The sequence below is a fragment of the Bradyrhizobium sp. 25ACV genome, assembly GCF_054863005.1.
On sequence record NZ_JAVAYO010000008.1, the window covers coordinates 40,860 to 58,032 of the forward strand.

The window sequence follows — 17,173 nt, forward strand, 5'->3', positions numbered from 1 at the left end:
TTCAATCCGGGCGACTACAGGGAGGAACCTGTGGCGGGGGAATCATGGAGGGGGAAACACATGGCTGAAGAGACTGACGTCATCGTTGTCGGCGCGGGCCTATCGGGACTGGTTGCCGCAACCGAGATCGCGGATGCCGGCAAGCGCGTGATCGTGGTCGACCAGGAAGGCGAGCAGTCGCTTGGCGGCCAGGCGTTCTGGTCGTTCGGCGGATTGTTCCTGGTCGATTCGCCCGAGCAGCGCCGGCTCGGCATCAAGGATTCCTTCGACCTGGCCATGCAGGACTGGATCGGGGCCGCCGGCTTCGACCGCGACGAGGACTTCTGGCCGCGGCAATGGGCCGAGGCCTATGTGGCATTCGCGGCCGGCGAGAAGCGCGCCTGGCTGCGGGCGATGGGCCATCGCATCTTCCCGGTGATCGGCTGGGCCGAACGCGGCGGCTATGACGCGATGGGCCACGGCAATTCGGTGCCGCGCTTTCACGTCACCTGGGGCACCGGGCCCGGCATCGTCGAGCCGTTCGAGCGCCGTGCGCGCGAGGCGATGAAAAGCGGCCGGCTGAGCTTCAGGTTCCGCCACCGCGTCGATGCGCTCTCGATCACCAACGGCACGGTGGACGGCGTCAGCGGCGCCGTCCTCGCCCCCGATACGATCGAGCGCGGCAAGAGCTCCTCGCGCAACGTCGTCGGCGAGTTTGCGCTGAAGGCGCAGGCCGTGATCGTGGCGTCCGGCGGCATCGGCGGCAATCACGAGCTGGTGCGGCAGAACTGGCCGAAGCGGCTCGGCGATCCCCCGAAATTCATGATCTCCGGTGTGCCCGAACATGTCGACGGCCGCATGATCGGCATCACCGAGAAATCAGGCGCGCGGCTGATCAATCGCGACCGCATGTGGCATTATGTCGAGGGCATCCAGAACTGGAATCCCATCTGGCCGCGCCACGGCATCCGCATTCTGCCCGGCCCCTCCTCGATGTGGTTCGACGCAACAGGCACGCGGCTGCCGGCGCCGCTGTTCCCCGGCTCCGACACGCTTGGCCAGCTCAAATACATCATGTCGACCGGCTATGATTATTCCTGGTTCATCCTGACCCAGAGCATCATCAAGAAAGAGTTCGCGCTGTCGGGCTCGGAGCAGAATCCCGACCTCACCGGCAAGAGCTGGCGCATGACCTTGCGCCGCGCCACCAACAAGGGCGCGCCTGCGCCGGTCGAAGCATTCAAAAGCCATGGTGTCGACTTCATCGTACGCGACAAGATCGAGGACCTTGTTGCGGAGATGAACAAGCTTGCCGGCAGCGACCTCCTCAAGCTCGAGCACATCAGGATGCAGATAGAGGCGCGCGACCGCGAGATCGCCAACGCTTACGTCAAGGATGCGCAGGTGATGAACATCCACAATGCGCGCCGCTATATCGGCGATAAGCTCATCCGCACCGCTTCCCCGCACAGGATCCTGGATCCCGCGCAGGGGCCGCTGATCGCGGTCAAGCTCAACATCCTCACCCGCAAGACGCTGGGCGGCTTCGAGACCGATCTCGACTCGCGTGTGTTCGGCAGCGAGGGCAGCGTCATTCCCGGCCTCTATGCGGTCGGCGAAGCTGCCGGCTTCGGCGGCGGCGGCGTGCACGGCTATCGCTCGCTGGAAGGCACCTTCCTCGGCGGCTGCCTGTTCTCGGGCCGCAATGCGGGCCGGGCCGCGGCGAAAGCGGTAGGCTAGATCGTGCGGCGGTGGATGTGCATCGGGGCGGTGGTTGCTGCATTGGCCGCCGCATCAATCGCATCCGCCGAGACGATCGACGTCAACGGCGCAAAGCGCTCCTACAGTGCGCAATTGCCGGCCAGGAAGCCGGCACCGCTCGTCATCGTGCTGCACGGCAAGACCCAGCGCGGCGCCGACATGATCGCGCGGACGGCGTGGCCGCAGGTCGCCAAGCGCGAGGGCCTGGCTGTGGTCTTTCCTGATGGCCTCAACCATGCATGGGCGGATGCGCGAACCAAGGCAGGGCCGGCGCTGCGCGGCCCGCCGGTGGGCACCGACGACGTCACCTTCCTCGCAAAGCTCGTCGAGAAGCTGGTGGCCGACGGCACCGCCGATGCAAAGCGCGTCTTCATCGCGGGCGTCTCCAATGGCGGCGCCATGGCGATGACCATGGCCTGCGCCCGCGCCGATCTGTTTGCGGCCGGTGCGAGCGTGATCATGAATCTCACCGACGAGGCCGCCGTCACCTGCCATCCGTCACGGCCGCTGCCGATGCTGCTCATGAACGGCACGGCCGACCCGCTGGTCCCTTACGCGGGAGGACGCGGGTCGAGCTATTTTGCCGCAGACGGGTTCTGGTCGACCGAGGAGACGCTGGCGTTCTGGCGCAAGCTTAATGGCTGCGAGACCGACGATGCCAGCGTGACCGACTTGCCCGACAAGGCGCCTGCAGACCAATCGACAGTGACCCGGATCTCATCGCGCTGCCCGAGGGGACACGACGTCGTGCTCTATCGCATCAACCATGGCGGCCACCGCATGCCTGGATTTTCTCCGGATGCCCGCTTCCCGAGGGTCGCAGCCGGCCTGCTCGGGCCGCAGAACGGCGACATCGATGGCGCCGAGACGATCTGGGCTTTTTTCAGTCAGTTTCCGTGAGGCGCACATGCTGGGCGTTGACGGCATGCGTGCCCGGCAACGCATGCGCCGCAGGCAACGCATGCGTGCCCGGGGTGGCACGGCGCGAGGTGCTAGGCTAGACAGGGCCGCCATTCCAGTGAGGAGATCCGTAAATGAGCATTCAGCGTTTCGAAACCGGCCCGCGCATGAGTCAGGTCGTCGTGCATGGCAACACCGTCTATCTCGCCGGTGTCGTCGCCAACAAGGCCGCCGGCGAAAGCGTGACGAAGCAGACCCAGGACATCCTGGCGACCATCGACGGCCATCTCGCCAAGGCCGGCACCGACAAGTCGAAGCTGCTCTCGGCCACGATCTACATCACCGACATGAAGACGTTCGGCGAGATGAATGCGGTGTGGGACGCCTGGGTCTCGGCCGGCAATACCCCCGCCCGCGCCACCGTCGAAGCCAAGCTGGCGGCGCCGCAATACACCGTCGAGATCATGGTCACGGCCGCGAAGTAATCTTCACGACCAATTGGCATGCGAATGGAGCGCGATGACGACATCATCGCGCTCCATTTTTTTCGCGCAACGATGACCTGCGAGGTAATCGATAAGCGCGCGTGAACCTTCGATAGTCAGGGACAGCCGAATACGGCGTCATCGAAGGAGAGCACCATGACCGACCCCATCACCATTGCCGGCCGCTACATCGAGCTCTGGAACGAGCGCACGGCCGGCCGGCGCCGCGAGCTGCTCAGCGACAACTGGACGACGGATGCGAGCTATGTCGATCCCTTGATGAAGGGCCACGGCCGCGACGGCATCGAGGCGCTGATCGCAGGCGTGCAGCAGCGCTTTCCCGATTTCAAGTTCAAGCTGATCGGCGAGCCCAACGGCTACGGCGATCACATCCGCTTTTCATGGGGACTTGGTCCCGACGGCACTGACAGCCCTATCAAGGGCACCGATTTCGCCGTGCTGAAGGACGGCCGCATCAGAAGCGTGACCGGATTTCTGGATCAGGTGCCGGCCGGGGCGTGAGAGCGCTGGCCCTCCTCGCGCAGGCGGGGAGGGTCGCACCCCTCGACGAAGGCGTCCCTACGGCTTACCTGTCATGCTGTGCCGCGCCGCATCCTCAAAATTCAGGCCGAGACGCCTGCGCTGTTGCCCGACCGCTTCAACGCGTGGTTCGCAGCCCGTGGCTGGTCGCCGCGCGCGCATCAATTGGCGCTGCTGGAGAAGGCGCGCGAGGACGCTAGCGCGCTGCTGATCGCACCGACCGGCGCCGGCAAGACGCTGGCGGGATTTCTGCCGACGCTGGTGGAGCTTTCGACCGAGGCGGCCGAACGGAAGGCGGGTGAGAAACAGAGCCTCGTCTCCACCGGCCGCAGCGTGCAGCGGACCGGTGGCCTGCATACGCTCTATATCTCGCCGCTGAAGGCGCTCGCTGTCGATATCGCGCGCAATCTGGAGCGGCCGATTGCGGAGATGGCGCTGCCGATCAAGGTCGAGACCCGCACCGGCGACACGCCGGTGTCGCGGCGGCAGCGGCAACGGCGTTATCCGCCTGATGTGTTGCTGACGACGCCCGAGCAGCTCGTCTTGCTGCTGTCCTCGGATGACGCGCCGTTCCTGTTCTCCTCGCTGAAGCGCATCGTGCTCGACGAGCTGCATGCGTTGGTGACGTCCAAGCGCGGCGATTTGCTCTCGCTCGGGCTGGCGCGGCTGTGGCGGCTAGCGCCGCAGATGCGCGCAATCGGGCTGTCGGCAACGGTGGCCGAGCCGGATCAGCTCGCGCGCTTCCTGGTGCCGCAGCCCGACGGCAGGGAGCGAGCAGCCGACATCGTCATCGCCGGCGGCGCGGCGCCGCCGCTGGTCGAGATGCTGGATACGCGCGAGCGCCTGCCCTGGGCCGGCCACAGCGCGCGCCACGCACTCCCTGAGATCTACGAGCTGATCAAGGCGAACAAGACCACGCTGGTCTTCGTCAACACCCGCAGCCAGGCCGAGATGCTGTTCCAGAATCTCTGGAGCATGAATGACGACGGCCTCGCGATCGCGCTGCATCACGGCTCGCTCGACGTCGCGCAGCGCCGCAAGGTCGAGGACGCGATGTCGGCGGGGCGCCTGCGCGGGGTGGTCTGCACCTCCTCGCTCGACCTCGGCGTCGACTGGGGCGACGTCGATCTCGTCGTCAATATCGGCGCGCCCAAGGGCTCCTCGCGCCTGATGCAGCGGATCGGCCGCGCCAACCACCGCCTCGACGAAGCCTCGCGCGCGGTGCTGGTGCCGGCCAACCGTTTTGAAGTGCTGGAGTGCCGCGTGGCCATCGATGCCATTGCCGAGAACGCGCAGGATACGCCACCCTTGCGCACCGGCGCGCTCGACGTGCTGGCCCAGCACGTGCTCGGCTGTGCCTGCGGCGAGCCGTTCCTCAGCGATGATCTGTATGCCGAAGTGCGCACCGCCGCGCCTTACGCAGACTTGTCGCGGACGGATTTCGATGACGTCGTCGATTTCGTCGCCTCCGGCGGCTATGCGCTGAAGACCTATGAACGATTCGCCCGCATCAAGCAGGACAAGGAGGGGCGCTGGCGCGTCGCCAATCCCAAGGTGCGGCAGAGCTACCGGATGAATGTCGGCACCATCGTCGAGGACGACATGCTGAAGGTGCGCCTGGTGCGTTCGCGCGGCGGCGGAGCGGGGTCGACAGGTGTGATCGCGCGCGGCGGCCGGTTGCTCGGCGAGATCGAGGAAGCCTTCATCGAGGGCTTGAGCCCCGGTGACACCTTCGTGTTCTCAGGCGAAGTGGTGCGCTATGAAACCCTGGTCGAAGACCAAGTCTATGTCTCCCGCGCCAACGACAAGGACCCGAAAGTGCCGTCCTACATGGGCGGCAAGTTTCCGCTTTCGACCTATCTCGCCGAGCGCGTGCGCCGGTTGCTCGATGACGGCCGCGCCTGGGGCGGCTTACCGGAGCAGGTGCGCGACTGGCTGTCGCTGCAAAAGGACGTCTCGCGCGTGCCCGCGGTGCGCGAGCTCCTGGTCGAGAGTTTTCCGCGCGCCAACAAGCATTACATTGTTTGCTATCCCTTCGAGGGCCGTCTCGCGCATCAGACCCTCGGCATGCTGCTGACGCGCCGGCTGGAGCGCGCCCGCGCGCGGCCGCTCGGCTTCGTCGCCAACGAATATGCGGTGGCGATCTGGGCGCTCGGTGATCTCTCCTTCATGATCCGTGATGGCCGGATCGACCTCAACGCGCTGTTCGACCCTGATATGCTCGGCGACGATTTGGAGGCATGGCTCGCCGAGTCCGCCCTGATGAAGCGCACCTTCCGCAACTGCGCGATCATCTCCGGCCTGATCGCCCGCCGCCACACCGGCGAAGAGAAGAGCCGCCGTCAGGTGCTGTTCTCGACCGATCTCGTCTACGATGTCTTGCGAAAACACCAGGCCGATCACGTGCTGCTGCGCGCCGCGCGCGCCGATGCGGCCACCGGCCTGCTCGATCTGCGCCGCCTCGGCGACATGCTCGCCCGCATCCACGGCCGCATCACGCACCGGGAACTCGACCGCGTCTCCCCATTGGCCGTGCCCGTGATGCTGGAAATCGGCCGCGAGTCAGTCTATGGCGAAGCTGCAGACGAGCTTTTGGCCGAAGCCGCCGATGAGCTCGTCAAAGAGGCGATGGATAGAAGCGGGTAAGACGTGACGACAGGCGCGCAGGTTTCAGGAGATGTCGACATGCGCGTGTCCACAGTCACCATCAGCGATGTGACCTTCGCCGCCGATCTCTCCGGCGCGCTGTTCTGGGACGAGCAGCGCCTGCTCGTCGTCTCCGACCTGCATCTGGAAAAGGGGTCCAGCTTCGCCGCCCGCGGCGTGTTGCTGCCGCCTTACGATACGCTCGCCACCCTGAGCCGTCTCGCTGCTGTCATCTCCCGCCATGATCCGCGTACCGTGATCGCACTCGGCGATAGCTTTCACGACCGCACGGCGCATGAGCGGTTGTCGGCCGACGATCGCGATGCCGTCGCCGCGCTCCAGACCGGCCGCGACTGGATCTGGATTTCCGGCAATCACGATCCCATGCTGCCGCGCGATCTCGGCGGCACGGTCGCCGACGAGGTCGCGATCGGCCCGATCACCTTCCGCCACGAGCCGACCGGCGCGCGCGGCGAGATCGCCGGCCATCTCCATCCCAAGGCGCGCGTCTCCGCGCGCGGCCGCTCGATGGAGCGCCGCTGCTTCGCCTCCGACGGGATGCGTGCGGTGATGCCGGCGTTCGGCGCCTATGCCGGCGGCCTCAGCATCCGCGACGCCGCCTTCGCAAAGATCTTTCCGGCCAATGGTTTTGTCGCCCATCTGCTCGGCGACCGCCGCGTCCACGCCATTGCGGCTTCACGCTGCTCCTGAGGCCAAAAATTGGGACAGCACTACGTTCAGTAGTTTTCCGGAATCGCCCAAGCGCGTTGCCGGCTCTAACTTTGCGCTTGCCGGGGCTGGAATTTCTCATCCCGAACAAGAATTGTAACCGGCAAGGGGCCGCTGCGAGGCGGCCCCTTTCATTTCGGGCGATCAAAACTGGCGGGGACAGTCGCCGAGTTCGGAACAAATTAAGAACACTTTAGCAAGTCTTTGATATATCATTGTGATTCGGCGCGTTGCCGATACAATATCTAGCGTCTGTCAGACTTTGCGAGGACTACATGTCCACCATCGCCTTCGATCAATTTGCCCTCACCCGGATCGCCGATTTCGCGCGCTCGCTATCCCGGCTGCATCAGGCGGCGCGGCGCCAGAGGATCGATGACGACCAGTTCGACCGCGAGTTCAATGCGGTGTGCCAGTCGATCTGGGGCTACACCATCGACGATGTCAGCGACGACCTGTTCTCGACCGAGGATCATCTGTTCCTGGACACGCTGGACGAAGCGCATGCGCGCATCTTCGCGGCCGAGCAGGGCTACGACCTCGTCGGCGATCAGGGCATGCTGACGGACTGGTGGGGTTTTTGCTGGATGATCCTGGCCGAGAAGCGCGGCCTCTTGACGCCGGACAACCGCGCCGCCGCGCGCGCAGCGATCGAGGAGAAATATCTGGCGGCGCCGAACGTGATCGGGGTGATTATCGGACGATAGTGCCGCAACCTCCGTCATTGCGAGGAGCCCTTGCGACGAAGCTCGCAATGACGGCGTGGTGAGGGCTTGGACTTAATCCAACCCCGCCCGCTTCGCCGGCTTTGGCGTCTTCGGCACCGTCACGTCGGGCAGCGTTTCACGCACGATCTCAGCAGCGGGCGCATCTGCCGACACTGTCTCTGCCCGCACCGGGGCCACCTTCATCTCGCCGAGGCGGGCGCGGACTTGCGCGGTGAGGCCGGGATAGGAGGCAACCGGGGTGAAGTCCGCAGCCTGGTCGTTGCCGACGCGGATGCCGGTATAGGCGACGAGGCCGTCAGTGGTGGCGATCACGTCGCCGGCTTTCAGCGAGGAGTCCAGCGCGAGATCGACCGGGGCAAGGCCGACCGGCTCGCGGCCGTTGCATGTGCAGTCGGCGCGCAGCGCCTTGCGGTAGGCGAACGCGTTCTCGCTGTCGGCGTAGCGCTCGCCGGTCAGCAACGCGGCGCCGTCGATCGAGGAGCCGAAATAGACCTTGGTCGCGCTGGCAGGACAGAACGCCTGACACATCTGCGCCGGTGAGGCGAGGCCGCGCATCAGCGGAAAATATTTGCCGTCGCAGCTGCGCACGCAGAACGCAGGGCCCGAGCCGCCAGCCGCCGCCGAGCGGGTCGGCGGCACATATTGCGGGGTTGCGGCATTTTGCTGCCCGGTGAAGGGATCGGCGTAGGAGCTCGACTGTTGCGGCACCTCGCGCTGCGGCCGCTGCTGCTGCATGCCGCCGAAGAAGAAATCGAACAGGCCCTCGGCCGAAACCGGGGCCGGAGCCGCAAGTGCTCCAAGGGTGGCGGCCACAAGCATCGCGCGACGCCGCCGGCGCGCATGGGACAGGACTGTACGCAAACGCTTACTCCACCCGACGCTTCCGAACCGGCTGGGACCTCAAGGGGTCTCAGCACATGATTCACCATAAGGCGCGATGGTAAATGAGCAGTTGAGCGGAGGCGGTTTCAAGACGAGGCGGTGGCCTCTTTAGGGCCGGGCGCAGCTTTGGACGGATGGTTGCGTCCGGGGCACACTGACGCATGACGGCGAGGGATGTTTCGCCGCGTCAGGCTTTCAAGAATTCCGAGGCCTTGTACAGCGAACGGAACGGCAGGCCGGCCGCACCGAACGTGTCGGTGGCGCCTTCCTCGCGATCGACCATGGTCAGCACCAGCACCACCTCGGCGCCGGTCTCGCGCACCGATTCCACCGCCTTCATCGCCGAGCCGCCTGTCGTCGTGACGTCCTCGACGATCACGACGCGCTTGCCCTCGAGCGTCTCGCCCTTGGGCAGGCCCTCGATCGCGAGTTTCGCGCCGTGCTCCTTCGGCTTCTTGCGCACGAAGAACGCCGCGATCGGATGGCCCTTGATCCATGAGATCTGCGCCAGCGCGCCGGCGAGCGGCACCGCGCCCATCTCAAGCCCGCCGATGAAATCGAGATTGTCGTCCTTCAGCGCCTCATAGGTCAGCTCGGCGAGCAGGGTCGCCCCCTCAGGGTCGAGCATGGTCGGCTTGAGGTTGAAGTAGAAATCGCTCTTGCGGCCCGACGCGAGCGTCACCTCGCCGCGGCCGAATGAGCGCCGGCGGATGATTTCGAACAGGCGGGCGCGGGAGGCTGATTTCGACACGGCGGTCCCTCGGGAGCGTTTTTGGAGGAGGCGGAATTTATCCGCGACAGCCGCGACATTCCAGAGGGGGCGTCCCTCGTCAACAGGGATCGGCCATCCCGGACCGCCGGTTGTGGGGGCGCGACGTTCTGGAGTAGGTGGGATGCCAAACCTGTTGGGGAAGGAAGCAAGGCATGACCATCGAGCTGCACACTTGGAACACGCCGAACGGCCGCAAGATCTCGGTCGCGCTGGAGGAGATGGGGCTGCCCTACAAGGTGATCCCGGTGAACATCACCAAGGGGGAACAGATGGCGCCGGGGTTCCTCAAGCTCTCCCCGAACAACAAGATCCCTGCGATCGTCGACCCCGAAGGGCCGGACGGCAAGCCGGTCAGCATCTTCGAATCAGGCGCGATCCTGCTCTATCTCGGTGAAAAGACCGGCAAATTCCTGCCGAAATCGCTGGGCGCCCGCATCCCGGTCTATGAATGGCTGATGTGGCAGATGGGCGGCTTCGGCCCGATGCCGGGCCAGGTGCATCATTTCATCGCGCTCGAGAACGAGCAGGACCGTGCCTACGGCCTGAAGCGCTACATGGCTGAGACCCGCCGGCTCTACGGCGTGCTCGACCGCCAGCTGGACGGCCGCGACTTCGTCGCCGGCGACCTCTCGATTGCCGATTTTGCCATCCTGGGCTGGGCCTGGCGCCACCCTCGCCACAAGGTTGAGCTGGCCGACTTCCCCAACGTCAAGCGCTGGTACGAGGCCTTGATGGCGCGCCCGGCGGTGAAGCGGGGCATGGAGGCGAAGCTGGATTGAGGCTTCGCTCTTACCCTCCCCTGGAGGGGGAGGGTCGATCGCGCGAAGCGCGAGCGGGGTGGGGTGATCTCTCCACTCGGGCACTGTTGGACGGGGAGGGACCTTCACCCCACCCCGCTACGCATTCCGCTTCGCTACATGCGCAGCGACCCTCCCCCTCCAGGGGAGGGTGAAGAAAGAACCTCACACCTTCTTCGCTTCGACCGCCATCCGCACCGCGAGCCCGGCCAGCACCGTGCCCATCAGCCAGCGCTGCACCAGCATCCAGCTCGGCCGGTTCGCCAGGAACAGCGCGATCGATCCCGCCGCGAGCGCGATCATCGCGTTGACGCTGACGCTGATCGCGATCTGGATTGCCCCGAGCACGATCGACTGCGTCAGCACGCTGCCTGCGGTGGGATCGATGAACTGCGGCAGCAGCGCGAGATAAAGCATTGCGATCTTTGGGTTGAGCAGGTTGGTGACAAAACCCATCGCGAACAATTTGCGCGGGCTGTCGATGGCAAGCTGCTTCACCTGGAATGGCGAGCGCCCGCCCGGCTTCACCGCCTGCCAGGCGAGCCAGAGCAGATAGCCCGCGCCGGCGAAGCGCAGCGCGTCATAGGCGAAGGGAATGGCGAGCAGCAGCGCCGTGATGCCGAACGCCGCACACAGCATGTAGAACACGAAGCCGAGCGCGACGCCGCCGAGCGAGACGATGCCCGCCGCCGGTCCTTGCGTGATCGAGCGCGAGATCAGGTAGATCATGTTCGGCCCCGGCGTGAGCACGAGGCCAAGGCAGACGAGGGCGAAGCCGAGCAAAGCGGAGGTGGGGGGCATGGGTGAACCGGTGCGGGAGATGGCACGGTTCTAATATGCGAGGCGCGGTGGGGCCATCGCGCAATTGCTCGGAGGACAATTCAGGTTCTCGCATGTCACTCCAACGTCGTCCCCGCGAACGCGGGGACCCATACCCCCAGGGAGAAGTTTGACGCGCGATAGTCATGGGCAATCTTCGCCAAACCCGATCCAGTGGCTATGGGTCCCCGCTTTCGCGGGGACGACACCGGCTGTGTGGCGTCAGCGCGTGCAAGCGGGAGAGGTAAAGAGCCGCCTCAATGCGCCTCGTCCCAGTTGTTCGCCGCGCGCGCATCGACATGCAACGGCACCGACAGCAGCACGGCCGGGAACGGTGCGTCCTGCATCACGTGCTGCACGACGGGCAGCGTCGCCTCGACCTCGGCGTCGGGCACTTCGAAGATCAATTCGTCATGCACCTGCAGCAGCATTTGCGCCGACAGCTTCTTTGCGGCGAGGGCATCCTCCACCCGCGTCATGGCGCGGCGGATGATGTCGGCCGCGGTGCCCTGCAGCCGCGCGTTGATCGCGGCGCGCTCGTTGAAGGCACGCACCGAGGCGTTGGAGGCCTTGATGTCGGGATAGTGGCATTTGCGGCCGAACAGCGTGGTGACATAGCCGTTCTGCCGGCAGAAATCGCGCGTCTCGTCCATGTAGGCGCGGATGCCGGGGAAGCGCTCGAAATATTTCTTGATGTAGGCCGAGGCCTCCTCGCGGGCGATGCCGAGCTGGTTGGCGAGGCCGAACGCGGAGATGCCGTAGATGATGCCGAAATTGATCGCCTTTGCGCGGCGGCGGATCTCGCTCGGCATGCCCTTGATCGGCACGCCGAACATTTCCGATGCCGTCATGGCGTGAATGTCGAGACCGTCGCGGAAGGCCTGCTTCAGTACGGGAATGTCGGCGATCTCCGCCAGCAGCCGCAGCTCGATCTGCGAATAGTCCGCGGAGACCAGCTTGTGCCCGGGTGTTGCGATGAAGGCGCGTCGGATTTTGCGGCCGTCCTCGGTGCGCACCGGGATGTTTTGCAAATTCGGCTCGTTCGACGACAGCCGGCCCGTCGTGGTCGCGGCCAGCGCGTAGGTGGTGTGCACGCGATGGGTCTGCGGATTGACGTAAGTCGGCAGCGCGTCGGTGTAGGTCGATTTCAGTTTCGAGACCTGGCGCCACTCCAAAATCTTCTTCGGGAAGTCATGGCCCTGCTCGGCCAGCTCGTCCAGGACCTGCGCGGTGGTCGACCAGGCGCCGGTCTTGGTCTTGGTGCCGCCTGACAGTCCCATCTTGCCGAACAGGATGTCGCCGATCTGCTTGGGGCTGCCGACATTGACCGGCTCGCCCGCGATCTCCTGGATCTCGGCCTCGACGCGGGCCGCGGTCTGGGCGAAGTCGCCGGACAGCCGCGACAGCACCTGGCGGTCGATCGAGATGCCGCGCCGCTCCATGCGCGCAAGCACCGCGACCAGCGGACGCTCCAGCGTCTCGTAGACCGCGGTCATGTGCTCGGCGACGAGGCGCGGCTTCAGCACGCGCCAGACGCGCAAGGCGACGTCGGCGCCTTCGGCCGACAGTGCCGCGGCCTTGTCGATCGGCACCTGGTCGAAGGTGATCTTACCCTTGCCGCTGCCGAGCAGCTCGCTCTCCTTCAGCATGGCGTGTCCGAACCAGCGCTCGGACAGCGATTCGATCGCGTGCGAGCCGCGGCCGGCATCGAGCACATAGGAGATCAACTGCGCATCGTCGGTGTTGCGCAAGGTGATGCCGTGCTGCGCCAGCATGACGCCGGTGAATTTGAGATCGAAGCCGATCTTGAGAATGCCCGCCGATTCCAGCACCGGCCGCAGCGCCTCGATCGCATCGGCATGCTTGACCTGATCGGGTGCAAGGCCGGCGTCGAACAGGCCGGCCCCGCCGCCAGCTTGCTTGTGCGCCAGCGGCACATAGCAGGCCTCGTTCGGCGCCAGCGCCAGCGCGATGCCGCAGAAATCGGCCTGCATCGGATCGATCGAGTTTCCGCGGATCTCGACCGCGACATGACCGGTATCGTGGATGCGCGCGATGAAGGCGTCGAGCTCCTTGAGCGACTTGATCGTTTGATATTTGGCGCGATCGACCGGAAGCTTGCGCAGCGCCTCTTCGCGCGCGGCGGCCAGGGAGATCGGCGCGCCCTTCGGGCTCGCAGCCTTGTCCTCCTTACCCGCTGACTTGTTGGGCTCTTTCGCCCGGGCTTGCGCCGACGTATCGCCGCCCGGCGCAGGCACGACATCCGAGGGCGGCAGCGTCGTGAACACGCTGGCACCGCTGGCATAGCCAGGGTCGGCATCGACATTGGCGGGATCGATTTGCGAATAGTCGGCGACCCGCCGCGTCAGCGTGGTGAATTCCATCGCCTTCAGGAAGGCAATCAGCTTGCGCGCGTCGGGCTCGTGGACGGCGAGGTCGTCGAGCGGCACGTCGAGTGCGACCTTGTCGTCGAGTAGCACGAGCTGCCGCGAGATCCGCGCTTTCTCGGCGTTCTCGAGCAGCGCCTCGCGCCGCTTGGGCTGCTTGATCTCGCCGGCGCGGAACAGCAGTTGGTCGAGGTCGCCATATTCGGTGATCAGCTGCGCCGCGGTCTTGATGCCGATGCCGGGCACGCCGGGCACGTTGTCGGTGGAATCGCCGGCCAAAGCCTGTACCTCGACGACCTTGTTCGGCGGCACCCCGAATTTCTCGATCACCTCGGGGATGCCGATGCGGCGATCCTTCATGGTGTCGTACATGGTGACGCAATCGGTGACGAGCTGCATCAAATCCTTGTCGGAGGACACGATGGTCGCGCTGGCGCCGCGCTCGCAGGCCTGCCGCACATAGGTTGCGATCAGGTCGTCGGCCTCGAAGCCCACTTGTTCCAGGCAGGGCAGGTCGAAGGCGCGGACCGCCTCGCGGATCAGCGCAAATTGCGGGATGAGATCGTCAGGCGCCGGCGCCCGGTGGGCCTTGTACTCCGGGTAGATCTTGTTGCGGAACGTGACCTCCGACTTGTCGAAGATGATCGCGAGGTGCGTCGGCCGGTTGTCTTCCGGCATGTCGCGGAGCAGCTTCCACAGCATGTTGCAGAAACCGAGCACGGCGTTGACCTGCAGCCCGTCCGACTTGCGGTTCAGCGGCGGCAGCGCGTGATAGGCGCGGAAGATGTAGCCGGAACCGTCGACCAGGAAGATGTGGTCGCCCTTGCCGGCCGGCTTTGCTGCAACCGGTTTAGCCGCAACCGGTTTGGCAGCAGCTGGCGCGGCAGTGGGGGTATCGGCTTTGGCGGAGGTCTTCGGGGAGGTCTTTGGCATGGCCGCAATGTATGAATTTTTGCGGGCTTTGACAGCCTCGGAACGGGGATTTTTGGCGCAATTCACACACCTCTCGTCGTCCCCGCGAACGCGGGGACCCATAACCACAGGGAGTAGTTTGGCGAAGGCTGACTGTGCCTAAGCTCCGGTACGAAGACCGCGATCCATCGACAAATCACGCGGTATGGGTCCCTGCTTTCGCAGGGACGACCAATGACTACTCCGCCGCCTGCAACACCGGCCCCGCCTTCTTCGGCGCAATCCAGAAGGCCTCCGGCCGTTCGAACAGGAAGCGTGCATTGAACAGCAAGGCGCCCCGCCAGATCGCGAGCGCTCCGAGCACGCCGGCGACGGTGACGAACAGCGAAACCGTGCCGATGTCGGGAATGATGCCGGTGCGCAGCAGCAGCGTCCGCGTCGCCGCCATCGGCAGGAAGAAGGCGAGATAGATCACGATCGAATGCTCGCCGCAGAAGCGAAAAAAATTCAGCCACTGCGCGCGTGCGAGCAGCGTGCCCATCGTGATGATGGCGCAGGCACCGGCAAAGCCGAGCACGAGCGAGACGATCTTCCATTCGCTGGCCCCCGACGCGACGAGGCCGGCATTGACCAGCACCCAGGTCGCGAGCGCTACGAGCGCCAGGACGGGATGCTTCCGCGCGCGATCCGACAGCGCGAACACGTAAGGCGCGAACAGATAGCCCGAATAGAAATAGACGAAGCGTGAGCAGAACTCGTCGATGGCGGTCCAGCCGGTCGAGATCCGGGCTGTCTCCAGGGCGGCGGCGACCAGCCAGATCGCGAGCGGCGGGAATTTGCGTGTCAGTTTTGTGACGACGAAGAAGACCGGCAGCAGATAGATGAACCACAGCGTGCCGAACGGCTCGATGAAGGATTCGAGATACAGGAGGCCAACGTGGTGCCAGCTCGTCTCCGCCGCGAAAGCCGGCGCCTTGAAGCCGAACTGGATTGTCACCCAGACGACATAGAAATAGGCGAAATGCACCACCTTGCGGTCGAGATAGGTTCGCCAGTCCCGATCGATCACCAGCGGCAGGAACAGGCCCGAGATCAGGAAGAAATCCGGCATCCGGAACGGCTTTGCGAAGGCCACGGCGACATGCATGAAACCGGTCTGGCCGGCGGCGAGCTCGACCCCCAGCACCGAATGCATCATCACGACCATGATGATGCAAATGCCCTTGGCGTAGTCGATCCAGTCGACACGCGCGGCAGAAGGGAATTGGCTGCCTCCGCTCCCTGCAATTGTGCCAGATGGTGCCATGGTGTCTCTTTTCGAGGCGCGTTCCGCCCCGTCCTGTTCGGGTGCGGGGCAGTGTGGGGCCTGCACGGTTTCCGACTTCTTTACCGGTTCAACTCCCATGCCGCTTTTTTGCCTGCGGACTGTTCCCTCCCCTCGGGAAAATGCTAAACCGCCCCGTGTCGGGGTTTCGTTAACCAATCTAAAACAGGGATTTTCATGCGCATCGCGATGATCGGCACGGGTTACGTGGGACTGGTGTCCGGAGCCTGCTTTGCTGATTTCGGTCACGACGTCACCTGCGTCGACAAGGACGAGAAGAAGATCGCGGCGCTCCATCGCGGCGAGATCCCGATCTACGAGCCCGGGCTCGACGAGCTGGTCGCGACCAACGTCAAGGCCAAGCGGCTCGACTTCACCACCGATTTGTCCAAGCCGGTCGCCGATGCCGATGCCGTGTTCATTGCGGTCGGCACGCCGTCGCGCCGCGGCGACGGCCACGCCGACCTCTCCTATGTCTACGCCGCAGCGAAAGAGATCGCGCGGTCGCTCACCGGTTTCACCGTCGTCGTGACGAAGTCGACCGTGCCGGTCGGCACCGGCGACGAGGTCGAGCGCATCATCCGCGAGACCAATCCCAATGCCGACGTCGTGGTCGCCTCGAATCCCGAGTTTCTGCGCGAGGGCGCGGCGATCCGCGACTTCAAATTTCCCGATCGCGTCGTGGTCGGCACCTCCGACGAGCGCGGCCGCAAGGTGATGGGCGACATCTACCGTCCGCTGTCGTTGAACCAGGCGCCGATGATGTTCACGGAACGTCGCACCGCCGAGATGATCAAATACGCAGCGAACGCGTTTCTCGCGACCAAGATCACCTTCATCAACGAGATCGCCGACCTCTCCGAGAAGGCCGGCGCCAACGTCCAGGAGGTCGCGCGCGGCATTGGCCTGGATAACCGCATCGGCACCAAGTTCCTGCATGCCGGTCCCGGCTTCGGCGGCTCGTGCTTCCCGAAGGACACCAAGGCGCTGATCAAGATCGCGCAGGATTACGACGTCTCCTTGCGCATCGTCGAATCCGTGCTGGCCGTGAACGAAAATCGCAAGCGCGCGATGGCGCGCAAGGTCAGCCAGGCGCTCGGCGGCAATTTGCGCGGCAAGACTGTCGCCGTGCTCGGCCTCACCTTCAAGCCTGATACCGACGACATGCGCGATGCGCCGTCGATCCCGCTGGTGACGGGCCTGATCGACATGGGCGCGAAGGTCAAGGCGTTCGATCCCGTCGGCATGGAGCAGGCCAAGGGCGAGTTGCCCGATATCACCTATTGCGAGGACGCTTATTCCTGCGCGCAAGGTGCCGACGCGCTCGTCATCGTCACCGAATGGGTGCAGTTCCGTGCGCTCGATCTCGACCGGCTGAAGAGCGTCATGGCGCAGCCCGTGGTCGTCGACCTGCGCAACATCTACCGCCCCGAAGACATGGAAGCCGCCGGCTTCACCTATGACAGCATCGGCCGCCCGCCTGTGCAGGGCTGATCGCCACACACGATTGTC

General features: G+C 65.1%; 14 protein-coding genes. 9 read left to right on the forward strand and 5 right to left on the reverse strand.

Going from position 1 to position 17,173, the window contains the following annotated elements:
- Positions 1 to 60: 60 nt before the first annotated feature.
- From RAD04_RS19600 to RAD04_RS19630, 7 genes are all read left to right on the forward strand, one after another.
- The gene (locus RAD04_RS19600) at positions 61 to 1,719 is read left to right on the forward strand and encodes an FAD-binding dehydrogenase (RefSeq protein WP_461625063.1); all 1,659 of its coding nucleotides are present in this window, start codon (positions 61 to 63) and stop codon (positions 1,717 to 1,719) included.
- 15 nt (positions 1,720 to 1,734) lie between these two features.
- Positions 1,735 to 2,640 (forward strand): CE1 family esterase, encoded by a 906-nt coding sequence (locus tag RAD04_RS19605; RefSeq protein ID WP_461625304.1) that lies wholly within the window; start codon positions 1,735 to 1,737, stop codon positions 2,638 to 2,640.
- A gap of 134 nt (positions 2,641 to 2,774) precedes the next feature.
- Positions 2,775 to 3,125 (forward strand): RidA family protein, encoded by a 351-nt coding sequence (locus RAD04_RS19610; protein WP_018320814.1) that lies wholly within the window; start codon positions 2,775 to 2,777, stop codon positions 3,123 to 3,125.
- Between the two features lie 156 nt (positions 3,126 to 3,281).
- Positions 3,282 to 3,647, forward strand: a complete 366-nt coding sequence (locus RAD04_RS19615; protein ID WP_461625064.1) for a nuclear transport factor 2 family protein — start codon at positions 3,282 to 3,284, stop codon at positions 3,645 to 3,647.
- Between the two features lie 78 nt (positions 3,648 to 3,725).
- The gene (locus tag RAD04_RS19620; RefSeq protein ID WP_461625065.1) at positions 3,726 to 6,311 is read left to right on the forward strand and encodes a ligase-associated DNA damage response DEXH box helicase; all 2,586 of its coding nucleotides are present in this window, start codon (positions 3,726 to 3,728) and stop codon (positions 6,309 to 6,311) included.
- 39 nt (positions 6,312 to 6,350) lie between these two features.
- Complete coding sequence (pdeM, locus tag RAD04_RS19625; protein WP_461625066.1) at positions 6,351 to 7,022, forward strand: ligase-associated DNA damage response endonuclease PdeM; 672 nt, start codon at positions 6,351 to 6,353, stop codon at positions 7,020 to 7,022.
- A 293-nt stretch (positions 7,023 to 7,315) separates the two neighbouring features.
- Positions 7,316 to 7,747: a hypothetical protein gene (locus tag RAD04_RS19630; RefSeq protein WP_038973194.1), complete on the forward strand. Its 432-nt coding sequence runs from the start codon at positions 7,316 to 7,318 to the stop codon at positions 7,745 to 7,747.
- A gap of 72 nt (positions 7,748 to 7,819) precedes the next feature.
- Here RAD04_RS19630 and RAD04_RS19635 read toward each other — a convergent pair whose 3' ends face one another.
- Both RAD04_RS19635 and pyrE read right to left on the reverse strand, forming a co-directional pair.
- Positions 7,820 to 8,587, reverse strand: coding sequence for a DUF2865 domain-containing protein (locus RAD04_RS19635; protein ID WP_461625067.1), 768 nt, complete (start codon positions 8,585 to 8,587; stop codon positions 7,820 to 7,822).
- 250 nt (positions 8,588 to 8,837) lie between these two features.
- On the reverse strand, positions 8,838 to 9,401 hold the full coding sequence (pyrE, locus tag RAD04_RS19640) for an orotate phosphoribosyltransferase (protein ID WP_212277777.1): 564 nt from the start codon (positions 9,399 to 9,401) through the stop codon (positions 8,838 to 8,840).
- 173 nt (positions 9,402 to 9,574) lie between these two features.
- Between pyrE and RAD04_RS19645 the strand changes: the two genes are divergently transcribed.
- Positions 9,575 to 10,201, forward strand: coding sequence for a glutathione S-transferase family protein (locus tag RAD04_RS19645; protein WP_461625068.1), 627 nt, complete (start codon positions 9,575 to 9,577; stop codon positions 10,199 to 10,201).
- 183 nt (positions 10,202 to 10,384) lie between these two features.
- On the opposite strand, the gene RAD04_RS19650 is transcribed toward RAD04_RS19645, so the two are convergent.
- The 3 genes from RAD04_RS19650 to RAD04_RS19660 all read right to left on the reverse strand — a co-directional run bounded on the left by RAD04_RS19650 (position 10,385) and on the right by RAD04_RS19660 (position 15,643).
- On the reverse strand, positions 10,385 to 11,020 hold the full coding sequence (locus tag RAD04_RS19650; protein WP_461625069.1) for a LysE family translocator: 636 nt from the start codon (positions 11,018 to 11,020) through the stop codon (positions 10,385 to 10,387).
- 275 nt (positions 11,021 to 11,295) lie between these two features.
- Positions 11,296 to 14,358 (reverse strand): DNA polymerase I, encoded by a 3,063-nt coding sequence (polA, locus tag RAD04_RS19655; RefSeq protein ID WP_461625070.1) that lies wholly within the window; start codon positions 14,356 to 14,358, stop codon positions 11,296 to 11,298.
- A 217-nt stretch (positions 14,359 to 14,575) separates the two neighbouring features.
- Complete coding sequence (locus RAD04_RS19660; RefSeq protein WP_461625071.1) at positions 14,576 to 15,643, reverse strand: acyltransferase family protein; 1,068 nt, start codon at positions 15,641 to 15,643, stop codon at positions 14,576 to 14,578.
- A gap of 195 nt (positions 15,644 to 15,838) precedes the next feature.
- On the opposite strand from RAD04_RS19660, the gene RAD04_RS19665 reads away from it, so the two are divergent.
- Positions 15,839 to 17,155, forward strand: coding sequence for a UDP-glucose dehydrogenase family protein (locus RAD04_RS19665; protein ID WP_461625072.1), 1,317 nt, complete (start codon positions 15,839 to 15,841; stop codon positions 17,153 to 17,155).
- The last annotated feature ends 18 nt before the right edge of the window (positions 17,156 to 17,173 follow it).

Coding starts and splice junctions, on each gene's coding strand:
- RAD04_RS19605 (WP_461625304.1), top strand. CDS start 1,735: ATGTGCATCGGGGCGGTGGTTGCTGCATTGGCCGCCGCATCAATCGCA.
- pdeM (WP_461625066.1), top strand. CDS start 6,351: ATGCGCGTGTCCACAGTCACCATCAGCGATGTGACCTTCGCCGCCGAT.
- RAD04_RS19645 (WP_461625068.1), top strand. CDS start 9,575: ATGACCATCGAGCTGCACACTTGGAACACGCCGAACGGCCGCAAGATC.
- RAD04_RS19600 (WP_461625063.1), top strand. CDS start 61: ATGGCTGAAGAGACTGACGTCATCGTTGTCGGCGCGGGCCTATCGGGA.
- RAD04_RS19610 (WP_018320814.1), top strand. CDS start 2,775: ATGAGCATTCAGCGTTTCGAAACCGGCCCGCGCATGAGTCAGGTCGTC.
- RAD04_RS19660 (WP_461625071.1), bottom strand. CDS start 15,643: ATGGCACCATCTGGCACAATTGCAGGGAGCGGAGGCAGCCAATTCCCT.
- RAD04_RS19635 (WP_461625067.1), bottom strand. CDS start 8,587: ATGCTTGTGGCCGCCACCCTTGGAGCACTTGCGGCTCCGGCCCCGGTT.
- polA (WP_461625070.1), bottom strand. CDS start 14,358: ATGCCAAAGACCTCCCCGAAGACCTCCGCCAAAGCCGATACCCCCACT.
- RAD04_RS19650 (WP_461625069.1), bottom strand. CDS start 11,020: ATGCCCCCCACCTCCGCTTTGCTCGGCTTCGCCCTCGTCTGCCTTGGC.
- RAD04_RS19630 (WP_038973194.1), top strand. CDS start 7,316: ATGTCCACCATCGCCTTCGATCAATTTGCCCTCACCCGGATCGCCGAT.
- RAD04_RS19665 (WP_461625072.1), top strand. CDS start 15,839: ATGCGCATCGCGATGATCGGCACGGGTTACGTGGGACTGGTGTCCGGA.
- RAD04_RS19615 (WP_461625064.1), top strand. CDS start 3,282: ATGACCGACCCCATCACCATTGCCGGCCGCTACATCGAGCTCTGGAAC.